General features: G+C 64.1%; 26 protein-coding genes and 1 pseudogene. 15 read left to right on the top strand and 12 right to left on the bottom strand.

The genetic code is table 11. The features are described from left to right. Nucleotides 1-3 precede the first annotated feature (3 nt). The 4 genes from AC1DW9_RS28995 (at nt 4) to AC1DW9_RS29010 (ending at nt 3395) form a co-directional block, all read left to right on the top strand. Nucleotides 4-972, top strand: coding sequence for a YVTN family beta-propeller repeat protein (locus tag AC1DW9_RS28995; protein ID WP_476776629.1), 969 nt, complete (start codon nt 4-6; stop codon nt 970-972). A gap of 139 nt (nt 973-1111) precedes the next feature. Continuing rightward, nucleotides 1112-1864: an ABC transporter ATP-binding protein gene (locus AC1DW9_RS29000; RefSeq protein ID WP_441508435.1), complete on the top strand. Its 753-nt coding sequence runs from the start codon at nt 1112-1114 to the stop codon at nt 1862-1864. After that, on the top strand, nt 1861-2733 hold the full coding sequence (locus tag AC1DW9_RS29005; protein ID WP_441508417.1) for an ABC transporter permease: 873 nt from the start codon (nt 1861-1863) through the stop codon (nt 2731-2733). Before AC1DW9_RS29000 ends, AC1DW9_RS29005 begins: the two co-directional genes overlap by 4 nt. Next, nucleotides 2730-3395 (top strand): hypothetical protein, encoded by a 666-nt coding sequence (locus tag AC1DW9_RS29010; RefSeq protein WP_441508416.1) that lies wholly within the window; start codon nt 2730-2732, stop codon nt 3393-3395. The genes AC1DW9_RS29005 and AC1DW9_RS29010 overlap by 4 nt, the downstream gene beginning before the upstream one ends. A 58-nt stretch (nt 3396-3453) precedes the next feature. Here AC1DW9_RS29010 and AC1DW9_RS29015 read toward each other — a convergent pair whose 3' ends face one another. The 4 genes from AC1DW9_RS29015 to AC1DW9_RS29030 all read right to left on the bottom strand — a co-directional run bounded on the left by AC1DW9_RS29015 (nt 3454) and on the right by AC1DW9_RS29030 (nt 7387). After that, entirely contained in the window at nt 3454-4002 is a 549-nt protein-coding gene (locus AC1DW9_RS29015) for a PQQ-dependent catabolism-associated CXXCW motif protein (RefSeq protein WP_441508415.1), read from the bottom strand. Nucleotides 4003-4004: 2 nt separating this feature from the next. Next, complete coding sequence (locus AC1DW9_RS29020; RefSeq protein WP_476854357.1) at nt 4005-4952, bottom strand: substrate-binding domain-containing protein; 948 nt, start codon at nt 4950-4952, stop codon at nt 4005-4007. Continuing rightward, complete coding sequence (locus tag AC1DW9_RS29025) at nt 4927-5451, bottom strand: c-type cytochrome, methanol metabolism-related (RefSeq protein WP_441493144.1); 525 nt, start codon at nt 5449-5451, stop codon at nt 4927-4929. Before AC1DW9_RS29025 ends, AC1DW9_RS29020 begins: the two co-directional genes overlap by 26 nt. Before the next feature lie 115 nt (nt 5452-5566). Further along, entirely contained in the window at nt 5567-7387 is a 1821-nt protein-coding gene (locus tag AC1DW9_RS29030; protein ID WP_441493145.1) for a methanol/ethanol family PQQ-dependent dehydrogenase, read from the bottom strand. Between the two features lie 510 nt (nt 7388-7897). Between AC1DW9_RS29030 and AC1DW9_RS29035 the strand changes: the two genes are divergently transcribed. The 7 genes from AC1DW9_RS29035 to pqqE all read left to right on the top strand — a co-directional run bounded on the left by AC1DW9_RS29035 (nt 7898) and on the right by pqqE (nt 13298). Continuing rightward, nucleotides 7898-8836 (top strand): quinoprotein relay system zinc metallohydrolase 2, encoded by a 939-nt coding sequence (locus AC1DW9_RS29035; RefSeq protein ID WP_441508413.1) that lies wholly within the window; start codon nt 7898-7900, stop codon nt 8834-8836. A gap of 33 nt (nt 8837-8869) precedes the next feature. Then, on the top strand, nt 8870-9688 hold the full coding sequence (locus tag AC1DW9_RS29040; RefSeq protein ID WP_441493147.1) for a quinoprotein dehydrogenase-associated SoxYZ-like carrier: 819 nt from the start codon (nt 8870-8872) through the stop codon (nt 9686-9688). A 77-nt stretch (nt 9689-9765) separates the two neighbouring features. Beyond that, nucleotides 9766-10509, top strand: a complete 744-nt coding sequence (locus AC1DW9_RS29045) for a pentapeptide repeat-containing protein (RefSeq protein ID WP_441508412.1) — start codon at nt 9766-9768, stop codon at nt 10507-10509. Between the two features lie 61 nt (nt 10510-10570). Then, nucleotides 10571-11305, top strand: coding sequence for a DUF1194 domain-containing protein (locus AC1DW9_RS29050; protein WP_476855251.1), 735 nt, complete (start codon nt 10571-10573; stop codon nt 11303-11305). 121 nt (nt 11306-11426) lie between these two features. Then, nucleotides 11427-11507, top strand: coding sequence for a pyrroloquinoline quinone precursor peptide PqqA (gene pqqA / locus AC1DW9_RS29055; RefSeq protein WP_113511953.1), 81 nt, complete (start codon nt 11427-11429; stop codon nt 11505-11507). 370 nt (nt 11508-11877) lie between these two features. Next, the gene (pqqD, locus tag AC1DW9_RS29060) at nt 11878-12171 is read left to right on the top strand and encodes a pyrroloquinoline quinone biosynthesis peptide chaperone PqqD (RefSeq protein WP_441493150.1); all 294 of its coding nucleotides are present in this window, start codon (nt 11878-11880) and stop codon (nt 12169-12171) included. Nucleotides 12172-12227: 56 nt separating this feature from the next. Next, nucleotides 12228-13298 carry a pyrroloquinoline quinone biosynthesis protein PqqE gene (gene pqqE, locus AC1DW9_RS29065; protein WP_441508433.1) on the top strand — a complete coding sequence of 357 codons (1071 nt, stop codon included), beginning with the start codon at nt 12228-12230 and terminating at the stop codon, nt 13296-13298. Between the two features lie 27 nt (nt 13299-13325). Here pqqE and AC1DW9_RS29070 read toward each other — a convergent pair whose 3' ends face one another. Both AC1DW9_RS29070 and AC1DW9_RS29075 read right to left on the bottom strand, forming a co-directional pair. After that, on the bottom strand, nt 13326-13526 hold the full coding sequence (locus AC1DW9_RS29070; RefSeq protein ID WP_441493151.1) for a hypothetical protein: 201 nt from the start codon (nt 13524-13526) through the stop codon (nt 13326-13328). Between the two features lie 188 nt (nt 13527-13714). Next, on the bottom strand, nt 13715-14725 hold the full coding sequence (locus AC1DW9_RS29075) for an AraC-like ligand-binding domain-containing protein (RefSeq protein ID WP_476776628.1): 1011 nt from the start codon (nt 14723-14725) through the stop codon (nt 13715-13717). A gap of 262 nt (nt 14726-14987) precedes the next feature. On the opposite strand from AC1DW9_RS29075, the gene gfa reads away from it, so the two are divergent. Both gfa and AC1DW9_RS29085 read left to right on the top strand, forming a co-directional pair. Further along, nucleotides 14988-15566 carry an S-(hydroxymethyl)glutathione synthase gene (gene gfa, locus AC1DW9_RS29080; protein WP_441493153.1) on the top strand — a complete coding sequence of 193 codons (579 nt, stop codon included), beginning with the start codon at nt 14988-14990 and terminating at the stop codon, nt 15564-15566. A 27-nt stretch (nt 15567-15593) separates the two neighbouring features. Beyond that, entirely contained in the window at nt 15594-16706 is a 1113-nt protein-coding gene (locus AC1DW9_RS29085; RefSeq protein WP_441493154.1) for an S-(hydroxymethyl)glutathione dehydrogenase/class III alcohol dehydrogenase, read from the top strand. 40 nt (nt 16707-16746) lie between these two features. Here the strand turns inward: AC1DW9_RS29085 and AC1DW9_RS29090 are convergent, their stop codons facing one another. The 4 genes from AC1DW9_RS29090 to pqqB form a co-directional block, all read right to left on the bottom strand. Beyond that, nucleotides 16747-17136, bottom strand: coding sequence for a hypothetical protein (locus tag AC1DW9_RS29090; RefSeq protein WP_441508408.1), 390 nt, complete (start codon nt 17134-17136; stop codon nt 16747-16749). After that, entirely contained in the window at nt 17133-17822 is a 690-nt protein-coding gene (locus tag AC1DW9_RS29095; RefSeq protein WP_441508407.1) for a hypothetical protein, read from the bottom strand. The genes AC1DW9_RS29090 and AC1DW9_RS29095 overlap by 4 nt, the downstream gene beginning before the upstream one ends. Nucleotides 17823-17938: 116 nt before the next feature. Continuing rightward, nucleotides 17939-18670 (bottom strand): pyrroloquinoline-quinone synthase PqqC, encoded by a 732-nt coding sequence (gene pqqC, locus AC1DW9_RS29100; RefSeq protein ID WP_441508406.1) that lies wholly within the window; start codon nt 18668-18670, stop codon nt 17939-17941. After that, a complete protein-coding gene (gene pqqB / locus AC1DW9_RS29105) occupies nt 18667-19554 on the bottom strand; it encodes a pyrroloquinoline quinone biosynthesis protein PqqB (RefSeq protein ID WP_441508405.1) in 888 nt (295 codons plus the stop codon). Before pqqB ends, pqqC begins: the two co-directional genes overlap by 4 nt. Nucleotides 19555-20001: 447 nt before the next feature. Here pqqB and AC1DW9_RS29110 point away from each other — a divergent pair, with 447 nt between their 5' ends. Both AC1DW9_RS29110 and AC1DW9_RS29115 read left to right on the top strand, forming a co-directional pair. Beyond that, a complete protein-coding gene (locus AC1DW9_RS29110; RefSeq protein ID WP_441508404.1) occupies nt 20002-20424 on the top strand; it encodes a cupredoxin domain-containing protein in 423 nt (140 codons plus the stop codon). Nucleotides 20425-20486: 62 nt separating this feature from the next. Continuing rightward, nucleotides 20487-20678, top strand: coding sequence for a hypothetical protein (locus tag AC1DW9_RS29115; protein ID WP_441508403.1), 192 nt, complete (start codon nt 20487-20489; stop codon nt 20676-20678). Nucleotides 20679-20776: 98 nt separating this feature from the next. Here AC1DW9_RS29115 and dut read toward each other — a convergent pair whose 3' ends face one another. Further along, entirely contained in the window at nt 20777-21244 is a 468-nt protein-coding gene (gene dut, locus AC1DW9_RS29120) for a dUTP diphosphatase (protein ID WP_441508432.1), read from the bottom strand. 169 nt (nt 21245-21413) lie between these two features. Further along, nucleotides 21414-21788, bottom strand: a pseudogene (locus tag AC1DW9_RS29125) (integrase core domain-containing protein); the annotation flags it as partial. Nucleotides 21789-21884: the final 96 nt, after the last annotated feature.

Genomic DNA, 21884 nt, shown 5'->3' on the forward strand with positions numbered 1-21884 from the left:
ACCATGCGGCTCACATCATTTCTTTCGGCGGGCGCGCTTTTACTGCTCGGATCCACAGCCAACGCCTACACGGTGTTCGTCTCCAATGAAAAGGACAACACCGTCAGCGTCATCGACAGCACGACGCTGGAAGTGACCAAGACCATCAAGGTCGGTCAACGTCCGCGCGGGGTCGTGCTGGCCCGGAACGGCGAGTGGCTGCTGATCTGCGCGAGCGACGACAATGTCGTGCAGGTCTTCGACACCAAGACCCTGGAATTCGTCAAGAATCTGCCCTCGGGTCCTGACCCGGAGCTCTTCACCCTGCATCCGAAAGGCAACCCGCTCTATATCGCCAACGAGGACGACAATATCGTCACCGTCGTCGATATCGAGAAGGGCTCGGTCCTGTCGGAAATCCCCGTCGGTGTCGAGCCCGAGGGCATGGGCATCAGCCCTGACGGGACCATTCTCGTCAACACCTCCGAAACGACGAACATGGCGCATTTCATCGACACGGGAAGCAATAAGACGACCGACCATGTCCTGGTCGACGCCCGCCCGCGCTATGCGCAGTTCACGCCGGACGGATCGCAGGTCTGGGTCAGCTCCGAGATCGGCGGCACGGTCAGCGTCATCGACGTCAAGACGCGCAAGCCCGTCGGCAAGGTGTCGTTCCAGATCAATGGCGTCAACGCCGACGCCATCCAGCCCGTCGGCATCCGGATCACCAGGGATGGCAAAACAGCCTTCGTCGCGCTCGGGCCGGCCAACCGCGTCGCCGTCGTCGATACCGCAACCCTGAAAGTGGAGCGCTATCTCCTGGTCGGGCAGCGCGTCTGGCAGCTCGCCTTCACGCCCGACGAGAAGCTGCTCTTCACGACGAACGGCCCATCGAACGACGTCTCGATCATCGATGTCGAGAAACTGCGTGTCACCAAGTCAGTGAAGGTAGGACGCTACCCCTGGGGTGTCGCCATCGCCCCATTTTGATCAGCGCGCGCCTCGGCACGCAGAAGGCCAAGAGTCGTTCGGAGGAGAGCATGAAGGCTTGCATCGTTGCTCCATCTTTGGCTAACGCGGCGCGGATCATCGTCACGTGAACGCAGCATTCGACGATCGGCGGGTCGGCATGGCGCTCTCGGTCGCCGGGGTCAGCCATGCCTTCGGCGAGCGGCGTGCCCTCGTCGATGTGTCGCTGGAGGTTCCGGCCGGTTCGTTCACCGTTCTGCTCGGCCTCAACGGCGCGGGTAAATCGACGCTGTTTGCGCTGATCACGCGGCTCTATGACAATGTCAGCGGCGAGATCCGGGTCTTCGGCAATGATGTGCGTCGCGCCCCGTCGGCAGCGCTGCGGCAGATCGGCGTGGTGTTCCAGAGCCGCTCGCTCGATGCCGACCTGAGCCTGCTGCAAAACCTCGCCTATCATGCGGCGCTGCATGGTTTCGGTCTCGCCGCGGCGCGGGCGCGCGCCATGGAACTGCTCGACATCATCGGGCTCTCCGACAAGGCACGCGACAAGGTGCGTGCGCTGTCGGGCGGCCAGGCGCGCAGGGTCGAGATCGCGCGTGCCCTGCTGCACGAGCCGCGTTGCCTTCTGCTCGATGAAGCCACCGTCGGCCTCGATATCGGAGCGCGCGAGGGCATCATCGCCCTGGTGCGCGATCTCGTCGCCAGCCAGGGGCTCGGCGTCCTGTGGGCGACTCATCTGATCGACGAGGTCGCGCCGAGCGATCGCATCGTCATCCTGCACAAGGGCCGGGTTCTGTTTGCCGGCGATCACGACAACCTGCTCGCCATGACGGGCACGGCAACGATACGCGAGGCATTCACGACGATGACGGGCTCTGCGGCTGCCAATCCTGCCGGCACGGTGGCGGCATGAAGACCATCCCGCTGGATCATGCGCCACCGACACTGGCGGACGCGCCGGAGCGCTCGGGCTTCTCTGGTTATCTCGCCTGCTTCAACGGCATCGTCTGGCGCGAGATGCTGCGCTTCATCCATCAGCGCGAACGCTTCCTCTCCGCGTTGGTGCGGCCGCTCGTCTGGCTCTTCATCTTCGCCGCCGGCTTTCGCCAGGTTCTCGGCGTCTCGATCATCCCGCCCTATGAAACCTATGTCCTCTACGAGGTCTTCGTGACGCCGGGCCTGATCGGCATGATCCTGCTCTTCAATGCCATGCAGTCCTCGCTCTCGATGGTCTATGACCGCGAAACCGGCACGATGCGAACCTTGCTCGTCAGCCCGTTTCCGCGCTGGTTCCTGCTGACATCGAAGCTGATCGGCGGCGGCGCGGTGGCGCTGCTGCAGGTCTATGTCTTTCTGCTGATCGCCTATTTCTGGGAAATCGAGCCGCCCTTGCTCGGCTACCTCACGGTGCTGCCGGCCTTGTTCCTGGCGAGCCTGATGCTGGGCGCGCTCGCCCTGTTCATGTCGTCGATCATCAAGCAGTTGGAGAACTTCGCCGGGGTCATGAACTTCGTGATCTTCCCGATGTTCTTTGCCTCGTCCGCGCTCTATCCGCTGTGGCGCATCCGGGAATCGAGCCCGCTGCTCTATGAGATCTGCCGCTTCAATCCCTTCACCCATGCGGTCGAACTGATCCGCTTCGCCCTCTACGCGCAGATTGATCCTGTCTCGCTTGCGGCGGTGCTGGGTTTTACCGCCGTCTTTCTCGCTGCCGCCATTTACGCCTATAATCCATCGAAGGGTTTGCTGGGTCGGCGTGGTGCTCCCGGAGGCACGGCATGACGTTCCCGAGAGGTCTTGTCCCGAGCCAACGCCTGATCCGCACGAGGCTCAGGATCGCCTGCGGCGCGGCCCTGTTCGCGGGCATGTTCGCAGCCTTGCCGGCGCGCCCGGACGAACCGGAATGGCCCTGCGTGCAGCGCAGGGTCGCGACGCTCACTGCGGCGCAGATGTGGGATGGCCCCGATGTCGAGGCGCTCACCGGCTGGCAGGACGACGCGGAGATGGAGCGCCTGATCAAGGCACTCGTCAGCCGCGCCAACCCGATGGAGCAAGCAAGCGAGAGCCTGGCGCAATGGGCCAAGGCCCAGCCGGACTCAAGCCGGGACGAGAAGCTGAAAATGCTGTTCGCCGGCGTGTTGAAGACCATCAATGACGACCGCGCCATCGTGCTCGCAGGGATCGGCCGGTTTCAGCATCGGCAAAGGCAGCTCGCCGAGCGGATCCAGGAGCAGGGAGCGGCGCTGGGTGCGCTGCGCGCCAAGGCGGCGCTGGACGAGAAGGCCAAGGCGGAGCTCACCGTGGCGGAGGACAGGTACAAGTGGGATACGCGGTTCTTCGCCGAGAGGCAGGAATCTCTGCCCCTCGCCTGCGAGATACCCGTGCAGATCGAGCAGCGCGCCTTCGATCTCGCCCGCGAAATCCGGGCGCTGATGAAGGATTGACGCCGCCTCGCCGCGGCCACGGCACTTCGGTGCCGGGCGCTTCGGTCCGGCGCGGGTCTCATAGCCCCGGCGCAATCTCGACGAGCGGAAGCAGCGCCTCGCCCCAGCCATCGCTGCCGTCGGGAAACCAGATGACATTGCTGTACCCCCAAGAGACGGCGCGCTTGGCTGCGTTCCAGGACATCCAGCAATCCTTCAGGCAGAAGAAGACCAGCGTTTTCGCCTTGTCGCCGCCGGTGAGCGTCGCGAGCTGCGCCTGGAAGGCCTGCAGCAACGGTTCGGGGATGACGCCATAGCCGGTATTGGCCAGCCAGACCGCGCCCGGAATGCTGCGATGCGGCGCCTCGCGCCAGACCATGTTCGCCGGCAGGTTGTCGGGTTTCACGGGGCGTGGCAGGACATCGATGAAGACGGCTGATTTCCCGCGCCACAGCAGCTCTGCTGCCCGTGTGTCGATGACGCGGGCGCCCTGGAGCATCGCTGGAACCGGCGCGCGATAATTCTCGGTACGATAGCCTGCGGGTTCGTCCGGGACGGCCCACGCCAGGCCGCCGGCCGCTGACCCCGCCGCCAGCCAGAGTGCCAACAGGGCAGTGCCGCGCCACATGGTCAGCGCCGCGGCGCTGTGATCGGCACCGTGTCCTCGTCCAGCAGCGGCACGCCGAAATCCAGCAGGATCGCATCGATATCGCCCTGCCTCCTGGCGATGATCTCGTTCAACTTGCGTTTCCAGTCATCCTCCTGATGACGCACGCCGAAGGTGATCCGATAGGCCATGCGCGGCCCCATCGTTTCCCTCAGCAGCGGCGTCACGGTCAGCTTTTCGCCGCCGCGGCTGGCGAAATAGCCGCCGATCGGCCCCCACAGGATTCCGGCATCGATCTCTCCGGAACGGATATCGGCGATCATGCGCTCCGCGGGAGAGTCGAAGCGCCGGTCGACCGTCAGCGGATAGGGCCTTGCCTTCTGCATCAGGCCGAGCATCGCCATGATGTTCCCGGGCGGTGTGCCGGCGACGATGCCGATGCGCTTGTCCTTCAACCGCTCGTCGGCAAGCGTAACGACGCCGTCGAGCCTCTGCCCCGGCCGATGAACCAGGACATAGCTCGAGCGGTAATAATGGTTGCTGTTGAGGACGAGATCGTCGCCCTGCGCGTAACCGATGATCAGGTCGCAGCGCTTTGCGAACAGCGTCTGGCGCACAAATCCCGTCGCCTGCGGAAACCAAGTGTATTCGAGCGGAAGCTTCAAATCATCCGCGACGAGTTCGGCGATCTTGTTCTCAAAGCCCTGCCCCGCCTCGTTCGAGAAGGGCAAATTGGCCGGGTCGCTGCAGACGCGGAGGACTTCGTGATTGACCAGATCGGCACGGCCGGTCTCGGCGGCGTGGCTGGCGCCCCCCGCGGCGAAGAGGAGGATCGCGCAGCAGATCAGCCAGCGAAAGACATCAGCGGGCCGCCATGCCCGCACTGGTGGCCGGGTGGTGGCAGGGCCGGACACGCAGCTGCTGCGCAGCCGTCCGGGCCTCGCTCTAGGAGCCCATGCAGGTCTTTTCATTTTGGACGGCCGTCTCCGGCTTTTCGACGGCGCGTTCCGGACGCGTGCCCCGCGGCAGCACACCATCGGCGCGCGCCTTGAGATAAACGTAGATGTCGTCGAGATAGCACATGACATTGGCGTTATCGCCGAGCGCCGGCATGACGCTCGTCTTGTCGGGGCGCGTGATCGTGCGCCCGCCAGCCACCACTTCCGTGAAGTCAGTATATTTCATGGTTTTCAGGGACCCGACCAGGGCCGGGGCATAGCTCGACCCTTCCCCCTCCGGCCCGTGACAGACATGGCATTCCGAATGGTACCGCCGGAAGCCGGAGTAGGTATACCAGTCGACCTTGCCGTCAGCCGTGATGTTGTAGGTCGGCGTGCCGTCCTCCAGCGTCCATTTTCCATCCTGTTCGGTCTTTGCCGGCTTGTCCTGCGACGACCCGCCGGTCGCCGGCAACAACACGGCCAAAAGAGCGAAACCTGCAAGTGCGAAGCCGATGCCGAAATGTTTCACTTTCAGCCTCTCCGGTAGCCGCTGCATCGTCGATTGTCGGCCGTGACAGCCGGGGCGGGCATCAAAAAGGCCGGCGCAACCTGTTCAGCCGCGCCGGCCATCCGTCACGCGCCGATCATGGCAGCGTGAAGACCGTTAACACACCACCGAGCGCGGTGTAGTCGCGCAGCGCGGCATAGCCGCCGACTGCGCCGAGACCGTCGGTCGGATTGGTCAAACCGGCAGCGAGACCGATCCCGGCCCAGCCACCGATGCCGGACAAGACCGCGACCTGCTGCTTGCCCTTGTGGGTATAGGTCATGACGTTGCCGATGATGCCCGACGGCGTCTTGAACTTGAACAGTTCCTTGCCGTCCTTCTCGTCAACCGCCTTCAGGTAACCTTCCAGCGTGCCGTAGAAGACCACCCCGCCTGCGGTCGCGAGCGCACCCGACCAGACCGAGAACTGCTCCGGAACCGACCAGACGATCTTGCCCTGGCCTGCATCCCAGGCGACGAAATTGCCCATGCCGCCATGGCTGCCGGGTGCCGGATACATCGAGAGGGTTGCGCCGACATAGGGTTGGCCGGCCGTATAGGACACGCGGAACGGCTCGTAATCCATGCAGACATGGTTCGTCGGCACGTAGAACAGACCCGTCCGCGGCGAATAGGCGGCCGGTTGCTGGTCCTTGGAGCCCAGCGCCGCCGGGCAGACGCCCTTCGTGTTCTTGTCCTGGCCGGTCTGGAATGTCGACATGGCCGACACGACCTGCGGACGGCCATATTGCGGGCTGTTCTTGTCCATCACGACCCCGGTCGTCCAGTTGACCTTCGGGTCGAATTTCTGGGCGACGAGCAATTCACCGGTGACACGATCGAGCGTGTAGCCAAGCCCGTTGCGGTCGAAATGAACGAGCGCCTTACGGGGCTGGCCGCCAACCGGGATATCGGCGAGGATCATCTCGTTGACGCCGTCATAGTCCCACTCATCGAATGGCGTCATCTGGTAGGCCCATTTCGCGACGCCGGTGTCGGCATCACGGGCAAAGATCGACATGGTCCATTTCTGGTCGATCGGCTTGCCGTCGGCGCCGGCGCGCTGCACCGGGTTCCAGGTCGAGGGATTGGCGGTGCCGTAGAAGAACAGGTTGGTTTCCGGATCATAGGAATACCAGCCCCAGCTCGAGCCGCCGCCGATCTTCCACTGATCGCCCGTCCAGGTCTTCAGCGAGGAATCCTTGCCGACCGGCTTGCCGAGCGACGTGGTTTTCTCAGGATCGATCATCATCTCGCTGTCGGGGCCGGTCGAATAGGCCCGCCAGAGCTGCTTGCCTGTCTTCATGTCGTAGGCGGTGACATGTCCCCGCACGCCGAATTCCGCTCCGGAAATGCCGACGATGACCTTGTCCTTCACCGGCAGGACAGTGGCCGTATTGGTCTCGCCCTTCTTCGGATCGCCGTTGACGACCTTCCAGATTTCCTTGCCGGTCTTGGCATCGAGCGCCACCACCGTGGTGTCGGCCTGATGCAGGAAGATCATGCCGTCCGCATAGGCGACACCGCGATAGACCGTATCGCAGCACATCACCGGAATGACCGACGGGTCCTGCTTGGGCTCGTATTTCCAGAGGATCTTGCCGTCCTGATCCAGATCGAGCGCATAGACGATGTTTGGAAACGGCGTGTGGACATACATCGTGCTGCCGATGACCAGGGGCGCGCCTTCATGGCCGCGCAGCACGCCGGTCGAGAAGGTCCACGCCACCTTCAGATTCTTGACGTTGTCCCGATTGATCTGGTCGAGCTTGGAATAACGCGTATTCGCGTAGTCGCCAGTCTGGATGGCCCATTGGTTTGGATCAGATGTCTGCTTGATCACATCAGAATTAGCCAGCGCGAGCGCTGGAAAGGCCACGGTCGTCAACAAAGCTGCCGATTGTATAAGCTTGCGCATGACGTTCCTCCTGGCGTTTTTTGTCTGCTGCGATAGCGCTCCATAGCGTGGTCACGGCTGAACACCCGAAGCGTCCAGGCGTTTCGGCATGCGTTCAGGCTACGACTGCATCAACGCCAACCGGGCGTCAGTCATAGAAGCCGATTTCTACCGGTGCATGTGTAAGCCCTTTTTCGATGACGGACAAGATCGCAGCAAGATTCCATCCCCTCCAATCCTACAAAATTACGCCCAAACACGATCTGGACACGCGCCAACACGTCACGATTACTGACCTACGCAAATGCAATCGCAATGAATGCTGCATCGCACAATTCAGGGAGGAGACAGATCAACTTGAGACACGGCACGACCTAAGCGCGAAATGGCACTGCCTTCTTCCGCATGCTAAGAGAGCGGATGGCCGCCGCTGCCCTGCCATCGCGCCCGGATCTGCGATCTTCGCTGCGCGCCCTCAATCGGCGGCCATGTGCAAGACGGGGCCGGCGCATCCGGGCTGTGCTGGGAGCGATGCTCTGTCTCGCACTGGCACTGCCTGGCCGTGAAGGCGGACCCGTTTCCCCGGCGGCGGCCCAGACAACCCCGGCAGCCCTGCCCTTGAGCGTCACCGAGATCGCGCCTGGCGTTTTCGTGCATCAGGGCGCTTATGCGCTCTTTGCGCCGTCAAATCGGGGCGACATCGCCAACCTGTCCTTCGTGATCGGTCGCGATGCCGTCGCCGTGATCGACACCGGCGGCAGCCTGGCCATCGGGCAGGCGCTGCGCGCCGCGATCCGGACGGTGACCGACAAGCCCATTCGCTACGTGATCAACACGCATATGCATCCCGACCATCTGTTCGGGAACGCCGCCTTTGCCGATGATCGGCCGGAATTCATCGCCCATCACAAACTGGCGCGTGCCTTGGCCGCGCGGGCCAAGCGCTACCTTGCCCTCAACGCGCAACTGCTCGGTCCGGACGCCTTTGCCGGCACCCGCCTGATCGCGCCGACGCGTGCCGTCGAGGACCAGTCGGTCATCGATCTCGGCGAACGCGAGCTCATCCTCGAAGCGCAACCGACGGCGCATACCGACAACGACCTGACCGTTCGGGATACGGCCTCGGGAACACTCTTTCTCGGCGACCTGCTCTTCATGCGGCATGTCCCGGCCCTCGACGGATCGATCCGCGGCTGGCTGGCGCTGATCAGCCGCCTCGAACAGGTCGCGGCAAAGCGTGTCGTGCCCGGCCATGGGCCACCGGCGGCGGCCTGGCCTGAGGCCGTGCAACCGCAGAAGCAGTACCTGCAAAGAATTTCCGCGGATGTGCGGCGCATGATAAAAGAGGGACGATCGATTGCCGAGGCCGCCGCGACCGCCGGGCTCTCCGAGAAGGAGAGCTGGCTCCTGTTCGACGAGTTCAACGCCCGCAATGTCACGGCCGCGTTTGCCGAGCTTGAATGGGAGTGATCGCAGCGCCGCCAGCCTGAACCGGAGGATGCCATGACTGAGCTCATCGCACGCCGCAGCGTCCTTTATCTTGTCGGCGCCATGGTCACGGGCCTGCCGGTTACGCTGGCGCGGGCCGAGGACGATCCCTGGCCCGGCCTCCACCAGGACGTGTTCCAGAACCGGCCGATCAGCGAGGAGGACGGGCTGGTGACGCTGGAAGCGCCCGTGCGCGCCGAAGACGCGGCCCTGGTTCCGCTGACCGTGAAAATCGACCGCGACAAGGCATCGGCCCCGCTCACACTGACCTTGCTGATCGACAAGAACCCGGCGCCGGTTGCCGCCACCTTCTTCTTTGGCGAGGGCTCGGGCGAGATCATGCTGTCGACGCGCGTACGGATCGACGCCTATTCGAATGTGCGCGCCGTGGTCGAAACCAGCACCGGGGCGCTGCACATGACCACCAAATATGTGAAGGCATCCGGCGGCTGCTCGGCGCCGGCACCGAAGGATGCCGAGCTCGCCGAGGCCGAACTCGGCAAGATGCAGCTGCGGCAATTCGAGGCAAGCCTCCCGGCCTCGACCTCCCGCGAGGCGCAATTGATGATCCGGCACCCGAATTATTCCGGGATGCAGATGAACCAGCTGACCGGCTACTACATCCCGGCGAAATTCATCACGGATGTCGAGGTAAAGCGCGGCGATGCGCTCGTCTTCCGCATGGAGGGCGGCATCTCGCTAAGCGCGGACCCCAATATCCGCTTCACCTTCCGGTCGACAGGTCCTGATGATGTGCTCACCGCGGTCGCGAAGGATACGGACGGCCGCGTGCTGCACGGCAGCTGGCCGGTCAAGAGCGGAAAGGAAAGCTGATCACGCAGCCCTATAACCCAGCCAGACGCGCCCGCAGGACAGCCGCGCTTGTCGCGCTCTGCCTGTTCTGCACGCCCATGCCGGCGGTCGCCGAAGCCAAGCTGACCGTTCGCGAGGTTACGCAGCGATTGTTCCAGCTCGCGCCCGGCGCGCGTGCCGATCTCGGCGGACAGGATTTGCGCGGCCTCGATCTGAGCGGCCTCGATTTCCGGCGGGCGCGGCTCGCCGGCAGCGATCTCTTTGGCGCCGATCTGGTTCGTGCCGATCTTTCTGGAACCGATCTGCACGGTGCCCGGCTCGACCGGGCGGTGATCATCGGCACCGATTTCAGCGGCGCCGACCTCTCCGACGCGACCCTGCTGCTGCCCAGCGCCGTTTCGAGCCTGTCCTATGATGCAAGCGAAGCGCCTCGCTTCCGGAACGCCAATCTTGCACGCGCCGTCATTGTCGCCCACCTGAGCGGCGCCGATATGCGCGGAGCCGACCTGACCGCAGCCGTCTTCAACTATGCGGATATGCGGGGAACGCTGATGACCACGCTACGCACCGAGCTCTTCGGCTGCGACCTGACAGGCGCGATCCTGCGCCATACCGACCTGACAGGCATCGTGCTGCGCTTTGCCAAATTGCGGCATGCCGATCTGACCGGGGCGATGCTGGTCAATGTCGATCTGTCCAAGGCCGACCTCACCGCCGCGGATCTGAGCGAAGCCGATCTGACCGGCGTCGATTTCGACGGTGCGATCCTGACCGGGGTGAAGGGCCTGGAGAGCGCCCGGGGCCTCGCCCTGGCGCATAATCTCGACAAGGCGGTAAGGTAGCTCAGTCGAACGCGTTGCGGAGCACATGCCGGTGCTGTTGCTCGATCGATCTGTTCGCCCTTTGCTTATCGCCCTCGCGGCCGCGCTGGTGATGCAGCCCGGCGCCCGGGACGGCAGCGCTGAATCGCGGGGAAGCGTCGATACCGCCCTCATCCTGRCAATCGACGTGTCGAATTCCGTCGATGCGCGGCGCTATCGGCTGCAGATCGACGGCATCGCGGACGCGCTCGATGCCCCCTCCGTGCAGGCGGCCATTCTCGGCGGGCCGCGCCAGGCGATCGCGATCAGCGTCATCCTCTGGGCCGACAAGCCTAGCTTCTCGATTCCGTGGGTCAGGGTCGCCAGCGCCGCCGATGCGCGGGCGCTGGCAGGCAAACTGCGCCGGCTCGCCCGGCAAGGCGGCGAATTCACCTGCGTGGCGCAGATGATGCGCTTCGTCGCCGACAAGATCACGCCGCAAATCCCGATGCGGGCGACGCGCGTCCTCCTGGATGTGTCGGGGGACGGACAAGAAAACTGCAACCCCGAGGCCGCCCCGATGCAGGTTCGCGATGAACTGGTCGCGATCGGCCTGACCATCAACGGGCTGCCGATCCTGGAAGGGAGCGAGGCTGAGACGCTCGCGCGCTGGTATGGCGAGAACGTCGTCGGCGGCCCCGGCGCCTTCGTGCTCCCGGCGCAGGGATTTGAGGATTTCGGGCGGGCCTTCCGGCAAAAATTCATCACCGAGATCAGCGCATGGCCCGCCGCTCCGGGCCGCCCGCCCTCGCGCCTTGCCGCGCATGAACAGCCCTGATCGGCCCTCGCCAGTGAGTTTCCGGACAGACGGCGGGCTCTGTTTGCAACAGGCTGCCGGCGGGTGTAGGCTCCCGGCGCCTACTCTTGAGAAGGCTGGCGACGATCTGGAGAAACCGATCATGCGCAAGTGGAAAAAACCCGCAATCATCGAAGTGACAGTCGGCTGCGAAGTGACGTCTTACGCTCCGGCACAGTTCTGAAGCGTCCGTTCTGAGTAACAGGCCGTCGACCCGGGAGCGGTTGCGGGCGCTGGCGCCCGGTTCCGCCGTCGGGGATGGCTGCCACGATGGGATTGTTGGTGTCCGTTCACGTGTCAGGCGGGAAGCCGTCGGGTGCGGTCGCAAGCGGCGTCTATTTGTGAGCATCGCGGACGGCGGGCTCATAGCCGCGCGTGCTGTGCCCTGCGCTTGCTGTCACACGATGGGCGGTCCGGCGCGCGCTCGACAGTGGAGGCGACGGGTTGAGGTGCCCCCCAGCCGTGGCGGCGTGGTCGCGGCAGGTCTGGCGTCGATCCCGCCATCGAGCCCCTGGCACCGATACGCTTGACGAACCTGAACGAGGCGCTGGCCCATGACTGCTGGCATTACGACCGCTGACGTCGCGAGCATCGTCCCGGTACTGCCCCGTGGCGTGCGCCTGCGCTTTGATGATAGCCGCCGGCAATGGTTCCTTCTCGGTCCCGAGCGCGTGTTCGAGCCCGATGAGATGGCGCTCGAGATCCTGCAGCGCATCGATGGGGTGAGTTGCGTCGAAACCATCGTCCAGGATCTGGCGACGACCTTCGACGCGGACCGGGACGAGATCGCCGCCGACGTCATGACGTTCCTGCGCGGCCTTGCCGATCAAAGGATGGTCGACCTGTGAGCGATGTCGAGACGCTTCCACAGACCCAGCCTGCTCGGCCCGAATTGCAGCCGCCGATGGGTTTGCTGGCGGAGTTGACGCATCGCTGTTCCCTGCGTTGCCCCTATTGCTCCAACCCGCTCGAGCTCGACAGGCGCTCGGGCGAACTCGCGACCTCCGAGTGGAAGCGGCTGATCGATGAGGCTGCCGCGCTCGGCGTGCTGCATATCTATTTCTCGGGCGGCGAGCCGATGCTGCGGCGCGACATCGCCGAACTGGTCGCATATGCGCATCAAGCCGGGCTCTATACCAACATGATCACCTCCGGCGTCGGCTTTCAGCCGGCCGTGCTGGACGCGGTCACTGAGGCGGGCCTCGACCATATCCAGCTTTCCATTCAGGCGATCGATGCCGAAACCTGCGATCGCGTTGCCGGTTACACGGGCGCGTGGCAGCGCAAGCATGAAGTCGCTGCCGCCATCGCCCGGCTCGGATTGCGGCTCACCGTCAATGCCGTCGTGCATCGGGACAACGTGCAGCAGATTCCGGCCTTCGTAGAGCTTGCGGAAGAATGGGGTGCTGCGCGCATCGAGATCGCGCATGTGCAGTATTACGGCTGGGGCCTGGTCAACCGCGCCAGGTTGATGCCGACGCGCAAGCAGGTCGAAGCTGCGATGGTGGATGTCGAGGAGGCAAGAAGCCGCACGGCCGGGCGCCTCGTCATCGATTGCGTGCTGCCCGATTACTATGCCCGCTACCCGAAAGCCTGCATGGGCGGCTGGGGCACGCGGTTGATGAACATCACGCCGACAGGGCGCGCCCTGCCCTGTCATGCGGCCGAGACGATAGCGGGGCTGGTCTTCGACAATGTCCGCGACGCCAGCCTGTCGGAGATCTGGTATCGCGGCAGGGCGTTCAATGCCTTCCGCGGCACGGACTGGATGCAGGAGCCCTGCCGCAGCTGTGCGCGCAAGGAGCTGGATTTCGGTGGCTGCCGTTGCCAGGCCATGGCGCTGGCCGGCGACGCGGCCGCGACCGACCCTGCCTGCTCATTGTCGCCGCTGCATCGCGAGGTCGTTGCGCTGGCGGAAGCCGAAGCCGCCTCCGAGCGCAGCGATTTCATCTACCGGACCTATCAGGGCGTTTGACGCAACCGTCTCCAGGCGCCCCTCGCGTCAAATGTCCTTCTCATCCGCGCCGGCGCAGCGCCAGCGGACGACGCGCCAGTCGGGATGTTCGCCATTCCATTGCGCGACATAGGGCGCCGCGCTCTTCGCGCACTGGTTCGGCGAGACAGTGATCGCCAGCGGAATCCGCTCATTCCGGCAAATCGAGGGGTCCGTGACGAGGCAAACCGAAATGACGATCGCAAGCATCGACTGCTCCCCCACTTTTGCGTGGCCCAGCCCGTCCGACGACGAGGCAGACCGCGCGCCAGCCGCCATCGGAGAGGCTCATCCTACAGGCCTTTGACGGGAAATGCGAAGACCAACGGGCAGCGCATAGGGGAGGCTGCCGCGCTGGAGCATCTGCCTGAACCGCCAAGAGCGGATCATGCTTGTGATCAGCCTCGGGGACCGCTCGCAAGGCTGCCCCGTTCGACTGGCGGGGCGTGGCCGAAGCCCGCAGGATCACCGGCCTGCCTTTGGATGGCCGAAGGCGGCATGCCGTAGCGCTTCTTGAACAGATGGGTGAAATGCGAGGAGCTGCTGAAGCCCCAGGAAAAGGCGATATCGGTCAGGGTCTTGCCCGTTCGCGAACCGAACTCGAGCTCTTCCAGGCATTTCTCCAGACGCTCTTGCCAGATGTAGCTGGTGATCGTCGTGCCTTCATCGGCAAAGGACATGTGGAGATAGCGCTTCGTGCAATCCAAGGCCGACGAGAGCAGCTCGATGCCCAGGTCCGGATCGCTCAGGTTCTCGCGAATGAAGGCCTTGATCCGGGATGAAAGAGCCGCGCGCCCCGAGGTCCTGAAGGACGTTTGCGAAAGGAAGGGCATCAGCACGAGATCGAGCAAGGTGTCGGCGACCTGGACTTCGCAGCCCGCCGCCAGTGCCGGGGCCTCGTTAAAGGCGGACAGGACGAAATCATGGGCCAGGCGGCCCGCGCCTTCGCGAGCCGAAACCTGTTGCGCCAGGAGCGGATCGAGCGACACGCCACGTTGCTCCAGCAATTGCCGGGGTATGATGACGACATGATGCTTCGTCAGGGCCGCGCTCGTGATCACATGGGGCCTGGACACGTCGTAGATCAGACAGTCGCCGGGCGTGATGACGCAATGGCGGCCATCCTGCTCGAACAGCGAGGTGCCATCGGTCTGAAACAGCACCTTTATCGGGCGACCGCCCAGCTCAGTGCATGAAGCGGGGTGCGCGATCCGGTGTTGGCTGACCTCGATCTGGCAGAGCCGCAGCCGCCGGATCGTCGCATAATCGATATGCCCGTCGATCGTGCCGGCCCCGAAGGCATCGACGCGAAGCGGCCCGCATAGCGTGCCCAGCGCCTGAGCCCAGTACTCGGACCGCAGCGGAGCCGCTGTCGTGGCGGTGCTCAAGGATATGATCGCGTGGGTCATTGTCGCGCATTCCGCTTCGACCGTGCCACTCTACATCGCCGCCCCCTCACAAGGAATGGCCTTCGGCGCGTCCGGCCGGGGCGTGTCTTCGCGGGCAGACAAGGGATGCTTCCCTTTAGGGCAAGCGTCGCGAAGAGAAAAATACCACATTGCACGCCGGACATGCGCCATCAGACGCATGTAGACGAGCACCGGATTTCCATGCGCGGGATCGAGGTGGTTCCAGACGCGTGATCATACCGGCGACAGGGAGGACGAAATCATGACCCAGACCGTTGCCATCCATCCCTCGATCGATCGCGGCCTCCCGCCGGCTTCCGCCGATTTCAAGGGCGGAACGCTCGTCTGCAAATGCACGGACCGCCCGGTAAAGGTCCGCGTCGACTCGCAATCGGCCCATAATCACGCCTGCGGCTGCACGAAATGCTGGAAGCCCAAGGGCGCGTTGTTTGCGATGGTCGCGGTGGCGCCGCGCAACAAGGTGACCGTGATCGAGAATGGCGACAAGCTCGCGATCGTCGATGAGTCCGCCACGATCCAGCGCCACGCCTGCAAGGGCTGCGGCGTCCATATGTACGGGCGCATCGAGAAGGCTGCCCATCCGTTCTACGGGCTTGATTTCGTTCATACCGAATTGTCGCCGGAAACCGGCTGGTCGCCCCCGGAATTTGCCGCCTTCGTTTCCTCGATCATCGAGTCGGGGGCCGATCCGGCCAATCAGGGCGCGGTACGCGCACGCCTGCGCGAAATTCGCCTCGAGCCCTATGATTGCCTCTCCCCGCCCCTGATGGATTTCATCTCCACCCATATCGCAAAGGCGTCGGGGGTTCTGAAATCCTGATCGGGATTGCTTGGGAGGGCCCGGGTCATGAAGACACGCGCAGCCGTCGCCTGGGAGGCGCGGAAGCCGCTGACCATCGAAACGGTCGAGATCGGCGGACCGAAGGCGGGCGAGGTCCTGGTCGAGGTGATGGCGACCGGCATCTGCCACACCGACGCCTACACGCTGTCGGGCATGGATTCGGAGGGCAAGTTCCCGGCGATCCTCGGCCATGAGGGCGCCGGCATCGTCCGCGAGGTCGGCGCCGGCGTGACCACGCTCAAGGTCGGCGACCACGTCATTCCGCTCTACACGCCGGAATGTCGGAATTGCAAAAGCTGCCTGTCACGCCGCACCAATCTCTGCACCGCGATCCGCGCGACGCAAGGCCAGGGCGTGATGCCGGACGGCACCTCGCGCTTCTCCTGCAACGGCGGCGAGGTCTTCCACTATATGGGCTGCTCGACCTTCGCGAATTTCACGGTGTTGCCGGAGATCGCCGTGGCTAAGGTCCGCGACGACGCGCCCTTCGACAAGATCTGCTATATCGGCTGCGGCGTGACGACGGGGATCGGCGCGGTGATCTACACCGCCAAGGTCTGGCCCGGCGCCAATGTCGTGGTCTTCGGGCTCGGCGGTATCGGCCTCAACGTCATCCAGGGCGCCCGCATGGTCGGCGCCGACAAGATCATCGGTGTCGACATCAATCCGGGCAAGCGCGCCATGGCCGAGAAATTCGGCATGACCGGGTTCATCAATCCGGCCGAGATCGGCAACGACAAGGTGGTGCAGGCGATCGTCGATCTGACCGGCGGCGGCGCCGATTTCTCCTTCGACGCGACCGGCAATACCAACGTGATGCGCCAGGCGCTGGAATGCTGCCATCGCGGCTGGGGTGAATCGATCATCATCGGGGTCGCCGAAGCCGGCAAGGAAATCGCGACCCGGCCGTTCCAGCTCGTCACCGGGCGGGTCTGGAAAGGCACCGCCTTCGGCGGCGCGCGCGGGCGCACCGATGTGCCGAAGATCGTCGACTGGTACATGGAGGGGAAGATCAATATCGACGACCTGATCACCCACAAGCTCAGCCTGGACGAGATCAATCACGGCTTCGACCTGATGCATGAGGGCAAGTCGATCCGAAGCGTCGTGGTCTACTGAACCGGTCGTCCGAAGCCCCGGCAGCTGGGACATCGCCAGATCAGAAGCAGCGCAATTCGCCTTCGATCTGTGCCCGCTTCAGGCGTGCGACCTTCTCGCGCATCAAGGGCATGGAGATAAACATCGAGGCGTTCTGACCGCCGCGCTGGCGCACGGACATGATCGTCTCGGCTTCCTCATAGGCCCTATAGGGCAGCACAGACGCGATCACGTCGATCGAGCACGAGCATTTCTCCAGCGCCGTACGGGTCTGGCCGTTCGCGGCCATGCACCCGAAGATGTAATCGGCGCGTGCGACCGTCGGATAGTCATTGACCGGCGTCTCAGCTGCGCCGCCATTGCCCGCAGCGAGGATCGTCGCCAGCAGCCCCCCGGCCAGAGCCGTCAGAAACCCGTGGTGCCGCGCTCCTGCCGTCCCGACCGTGCTCATGGCTGGGCGCTCGCCGATTTCAGGACGATGCGCTCCTCGAGTTTCGGCGCATCCGGCAATGTGCTGACGAACCTTGAGGTCATTTGGAGCAGCATGCCAGGCGCGGCCTCAGCCACCAGAATCTCGAACTGGCTGTCCTCATAGCCGAGCATCCGCCCGATATTGGTATCGTCGACAAAGGGCCTGACGGTGATCCGCGTCGCATCCAGCGTCTTGCCCTCGAATTCGACCTTGGTGGCCTCGCTTGTTGCCTTGTCGCGCAGGCCGGCGCGCAGCCGGTCCTTGAAATAGGGCGTCGTTCCACCGGTGAGCTGCGCCATGTTGCTCACTGCCCGATCGAGGAAGATGACGAGCACCGGATTGCCGGTCAGATCGGTAATCGACATAGGCTCGCGCGCCCGCTCGCCCGTGAACAGGCGCAGGTCGACATTGCGGCTGCCGTTGGCTGCAACGGATCTGACCACGAGCTTGATATCGTCGCCGAAGGGCTCGCCCAGCCGTTTCGTGTCGGAGGGCAAGCGCTCAAGCCGATAGGTCAGCTCCGTGCCCGAAGACACGCCGGAAAGATGAGGACGCGCGAACAGGATATCGACCGGCGTTTCCTGCGCCTGCGCCGGCCATGGCGCGATCGCCAGCACCAGAGCCATGACCTGGCAGAGCAAGACGGCGAAAGCTTTTCCGCTCACGATCGCATCTCCCTGACATCATAGCAGGTCGAGCAGGCCACGCAGGCAGCAGGATAAGGCTTGGCGCCCGGCGCAGCAATCAGCTTTGCAGGCTCAGCCGCTCAGGACCGCGATGATCAGCGCGCCGGCACGAAGGCGCCGGGCGGAATATGGCCAGGCTCGACATAGGCGTGATGGAGCGCATCCAGCATGGCCCAGAGCACGTCGCATTTGAATTCGAGCGCCGCGATCACCGCCTCCTGCTCGGCCGGCGTGCGGGCATGGGCCGTGACATAGGCAAGCGCGGTCTCGACATCGCGCCGCGCCTGTTCCGGGCGGGCGGTGAAATAGCTCAGGCTCTCCGGGCTGACGAAGTCGTAATGCGCCAGCATGCCTTCGACGCGGTGGCGGATGACCTTTGGCGAAAACAGCTCGGTCAGGGAGGACGCGACGGCTTCGAGCAGCGGGCGCTCGCGCACGAAATTGACATAGGCCTCGACCGCAAAGCGCGTCGCCGGCAGCACGCCGCGATGGGCCTGCACATCGGCGCGTGCCAGGCCCAGGCTTTCGCAGAGCCTGAGCCAGCGTTCGATGCCGCCCTCACCGTCCCCCTCGCCATCATGGTCGACGAGACGCTGGCGCCAGGCCCGGCGGAGCGCGGGGTCGTGGGTCCGGGCGATCAGGAACGCGTCCTTCACAGGGATATGGGCCTGGTAGGTGAAGCGGTTGAGAGCCCAGGCCTGGACCTCGCCCTTCGTGCACCGTCCGGAATGCAGTCTGGTGTGGAAGGGGTGCTTGTCGTGATAGCGCGCCTCTCCGACCTCGCGCAGGCGCTGTTCCAGTTCCTCGGGCGATAGCAAAGCAGTCACAGCCGCACCTCCATGCCGTCATAGGCCACCGCGATACCCGCGGCTTCGATCACGAGACGCTCCGGCGACCCCTCGATCAGCGCCGAATTGGTGTTGTTCAGATGGATATAGATCTTTTGCGCCGCAGGCAGCTTGGCGAGCCAGGACAGCGAGCCGCCAGGGCCCGTGATCGGCATATGCCCCATCCTCCGACCGGTCTTTTCGCCGACGCCGCTGCGGATCATCTCGTCATCCGTGAACAGGGTGCCGTCGAAGAACACCACGTCCGCGCTTTCGGCCGCGTCACGAACGCTGTCGGACAAGGCGGCACAGCCCGGGATATAGACAAGCGAGCGCCCTGCGCCGCCGATCCGGATGCCCGCCGCTTCGCCAGCCTCGGACTCGAGCCGGGATGCGCTCTCCTCGAGATAGAGCGGTGCCTTGCCGGGGACCGGAAACAGCTCCGCCGTCAGTCCGCCAGCCAGCGCGATGGGGTTCGCGGCCGTCGCGATCATGCGACGCGCCGGCACGGCGGCGAAGATCGGGTTGGCCTCGATCGCCTCAAGGACCGGTGCGAGCGCGACCAGATCGAACGGATGCCGCTCGCGCAGCGTGAGCAGCCCGGCGACATGGTCGATCTCGGCGCTGCTGAGAATGACCGTGCCGATCGGCGACTGGCGCTCGGCGCGCGGCCACAGGGCCGGCGTCGTCCGGATCTGGCTGCCAAGATCGGGGGACGCGTTCAGAACGATCCAGCTCTCGTCATCGAGCGTCACCGCGAGGCTCGATTGCGTCCGCCAGGGCGCGCGGGGATCCCTGCTCCAGGCCAGCGCGCAGACCCGGCACCGGCAATTCCATTGCGGAAAACCACCTCCCGCAGCCGCGCCAAGAACGATGGCTTTCATCGGGGCGCCTCAGGCAGCCGGCTTCCCGCAAGTGCACGGCGCGAAAGACTGCATTGCCCGCGCTGTTGCACACGCCGTTGCTTCCACTCCGCATGCGACCCAGGACATGTCCGGCTCCTTCGATTGTGCTAAGAACGGAATGGTGCTGACAAAGACTGCCTTCACGCTCCGGACGCGAGCCTCCGGCATCGCGATCACCTCAGCGACGATGGCAGCGGTTCTGTCTTCTTCACGTCCGCGCCCGTGTTACTGTCGACCTTGGCGATTGCTGGGTATCATTACAGAGGGAGAGGCTTCGGGCCAGTCCTTGCCCGGTCTGCAATATCACGCCAGCTCCCGGCAAAGACGGAGAGACCCGCGATCGAATATCTGATGGCGCGAGCGACGATCCAACGAAGGTCGACTGATCCCAGGTTATTCCAAAGCAACAAGAACGGGGAGGATGACATGCATCTGCTGTGGTTCTTGCTGGCGGGCCTGCTCGGGTTGAGCCAGGCGACGGCCGCCGACCTTGTGAAGGGCCGGACAAATCTGCCCGAACTGGTGCTCGGGAATGACGAAGGCCGCGACTACGTCGTCTCCCAGAAGCAGATCGAGATGGAATCCGGCAAGTCCTACCGCCTCTCCGTCACGGCGAAGGGCGGCAAGGAGTACAAGTTCTTCGCACCGGAGTTCTTCCGGAACAGCTGGATCAACCAGATCGTCATCAACCATCTCGAAGTGCACATGCAGGGTGCGCCTCATCATCTCGAGTTCGACGACCAGGGCACGATCCATGTCGAGTTCGTGGCGATCCGGCCGGGCGAGTACCCCTGGTATATCCAGGGCCTGGAGGCTCAGGGGATGACCGGCACCTTCATCGTGAAGTGACGGAGGCAAGCCATGCGCATGCTCGCTCTCACCTCCGTCCTGACCCTGGTGCCGATCCCGCAATGGCCGATGACAGGTCGGAATGCACGAACGGCATCGTCATGATCCAGGCCGAGATCGCCAGGAAGCCGCCGGCGGCCACCCTGCGCAAACTGGAGACGGCGTTGCGCGTCGCGCGGCGCGAAGAACAGGAGGGCGAATTCGACGAGTGTCTCGATGCGGTCAACGACGCCCGCAAGGCACTGGGACGATGAGCGCTTGTTCCTCATGGACCGGGCTCAGCCGTGGCAACGCGGGCGACCGATCTCCGGCCCCCCGAGCGCCCAGCGCTGAAGCGTGGTCTTCGCTAGGTTTAGCGGCTGGTTGAGCCATGGCCGCCGTAGCCACGCTCAGTTTCATCGAGCGTCGCCCTTTCGACAAACGCAACGCCGCTGACCGGCGCCACTACCATCTGAGCGATGCGGTCGGCACGCTGGATTAAAAATGGTGCCTTTCCGTGATTGATCAGAATGACTTTGATCTCGCCTCGATAGTCTGCGTCCACGGTCCCCGGTGAATTGAGAACTGTGACGCCAAATTTGGCGGCGAGTCCCGAACGAGGCCGGATTTGGGCCTCGTAGCCCTTGGGTAAGGCGATGGCGAAACCGGTGGGTATTGTCGCGGTCATGCCCGGAGCAAGGGTCACGACCGTACCGGGAGCAATAGCAGCAGGCAGATCAAGACCCGCCGAGCCAACAGTCTGCGATCGAGGGATCTCAAGCCCTTGTCCATTTTCAAGCCGGCGCAGGCCGACGCTGACACGCCTGTCGTTCCTCAAAATTCTACCAGCGAGCTTACCGAGTAAGTTCGACTTCCCCCCAGGCGTTGGCCAACAGAGCCGCGGATCGTGCGTAGGACAGTAAACGGGAGAGTGCCGGTTATCGAGCACCTAGGCGGCCTTGGCGCCCCCGTCGCCGCAACCTTCGGTTACTGGTTATGTGTCCGAGGCCTTAGGTGTTCAGTCCCGGCATTTGATGGATTGGATCGAGCCTGAATCGTTCTGGCTCTGAAGTCCAGCATTTGCAGATGAACTCGTAGGGTGTGAGCCCCCTAAGGGTCTTCAGCCGGCGGCCGAAATTGTAGGCGACAACGAAGTCTGTGAGGTGCGCCTCGAACTGGCGATGATCGTCATAGTGGAAGCGCTTGACGGTCGCTTCCTTGATGGTGCGGTTCATCCGCTCRACCTGCCCGTTGGTCCAGGGRTGCTTCACCTTGGTGAGGCGATGCTCGATGCCATTCTCGYGGCACCGCATGTCGAACATGTGGGTGATGTAACGAGCTGTCGGCCCGTCGGCGTAACGAGCCGGGAAGGTGAACTGGATTCCGTAGCACATTGGGAAGAGGCTCGACCGTTGCCTGACGGCGCGCGAAGCCTTGCGTAGCGCAGCGCGCCGTCACGGCGGTCATGGCCGGCCAGAAGG

It is taken from the genome of Allobosea sp. P4_E12 (assembly GCF_056401655.1).

Coding starts and splice junctions, on each gene's coding strand:
- AC1DW9_RS29030 (WP_441493145.1), bottom strand. CDS start 7,387: ATGCGCAAGCTTATACAATCGGCAGCTTTGTTGACGACCGTGGCCTTT.
- AC1DW9_RS29115 (WP_441508403.1), top strand. CDS start 20,487: ATGGCCGATGACAGGTCGGAATGCACGAACGGCATCGTCATGATCCAG.
- AC1DW9_RS29045 (WP_441508412.1), top strand. CDS start 9,766: ATGCCGGCGGTCGCCGAAGCCAAGCTGACCGTTCGCGAGGTTACGCAG.
- AC1DW9_RS29040 (WP_441493147.1), top strand. CDS start 8,870: ATGACTGAGCTCATCGCACGCCGCAGCGTCCTTTATCTTGTCGGCGCC.
- AC1DW9_RS28995 (WP_476776629.1), top strand. CDS start 4: ATGCGGCTCACATCATTTCTTTCGGCGGGCGCGCTTTTACTGCTCGGA.
- AC1DW9_RS29085 (WP_441493154.1), top strand. CDS start 15,594: ATGAAGACACGCGCAGCCGTCGCCTGGGAGGCGCGGAAGCCGCTGACC.
- gfa (WP_441493153.1), top strand. CDS start 14,988: ATGACCCAGACCGTTGCCATCCATCCCTCGATCGATCGCGGCCTCCCG.
- AC1DW9_RS29035 (WP_441508413.1), top strand. CDS start 7,898: ATGCTCTGTCTCGCACTGGCACTGCCTGGCCGTGAAGGCGGACCCGTT.
- AC1DW9_RS29005 (WP_441508417.1), top strand. CDS start 1,861: ATGAAGACCATCCCGCTGGATCATGCGCCACCGACACTGGCGGACGCG.
- AC1DW9_RS29000 (WP_441508435.1), top strand. CDS start 1,112: ATGGCGCTCTCGGTCGCCGGGGTCAGCCATGCCTTCGGCGAGCGGCGT.
- AC1DW9_RS29090 (WP_441508408.1), bottom strand. CDS start 17,136: ATGAGCACGGTCGGGACGGCAGGAGCGCGGCACCACGGGTTTCTGACG.
- AC1DW9_RS29015 (WP_441508415.1), bottom strand. CDS start 4,002: ATGTGGCGCGGCACTGCCCTGTTGGCACTCTGGCTGGCGGCGGGGTCA.
- AC1DW9_RS29075 (WP_476776628.1), bottom strand. CDS start 14,725: ATGACCCACGCGATCATATCCTTGAGCACCGCCACGACAGCGGCTCCG.
- pqqA (WP_113511953.1), top strand. CDS start 11,427: ATGCGCAAGTGGAAAAAACCCGCAATCATCGAAGTGACAGTCGGCTGC.
- pqqD (WP_441493150.1), top strand. CDS start 11,878: ATGACTGCTGGCATTACGACCGCTGACGTCGCGAGCATCGTCCCGGTA.
- pqqB (WP_441508405.1), bottom strand. CDS start 19,554: ATGAAAGCCATCGTTCTTGGCGCGGCTGCGGGAGGTGGTTTTCCGCAA.
- AC1DW9_RS29020 (WP_476854357.1), bottom strand. CDS start 4,952: ATGAAAAGACCTGCATGGGCTCCTAGAGCGAGGCCCGGACGGCTGCGC.
- pqqE (WP_441508433.1), top strand. CDS start 12,228: ATGGGTTTGCTGGCGGAGTTGACGCATCGCTGTTCCCTGCGTTGCCCC.
- AC1DW9_RS29010 (WP_441508416.1), top strand. CDS start 2,730: ATGACGTTCCCGAGAGGTCTTGTCCCGAGCCAACGCCTGATCCGCACG.
- AC1DW9_RS29070 (WP_441493151.1), bottom strand. CDS start 13,526: ATGCTTGCGATCGTCATTTCGGTTTGCCTCGTCACGGACCCCTCGATT.
- AC1DW9_RS29110 (WP_441508404.1), top strand. CDS start 20,002: ATGCATCTGCTGTGGTTCTTGCTGGCGGGCCTGCTCGGGTTGAGCCAG.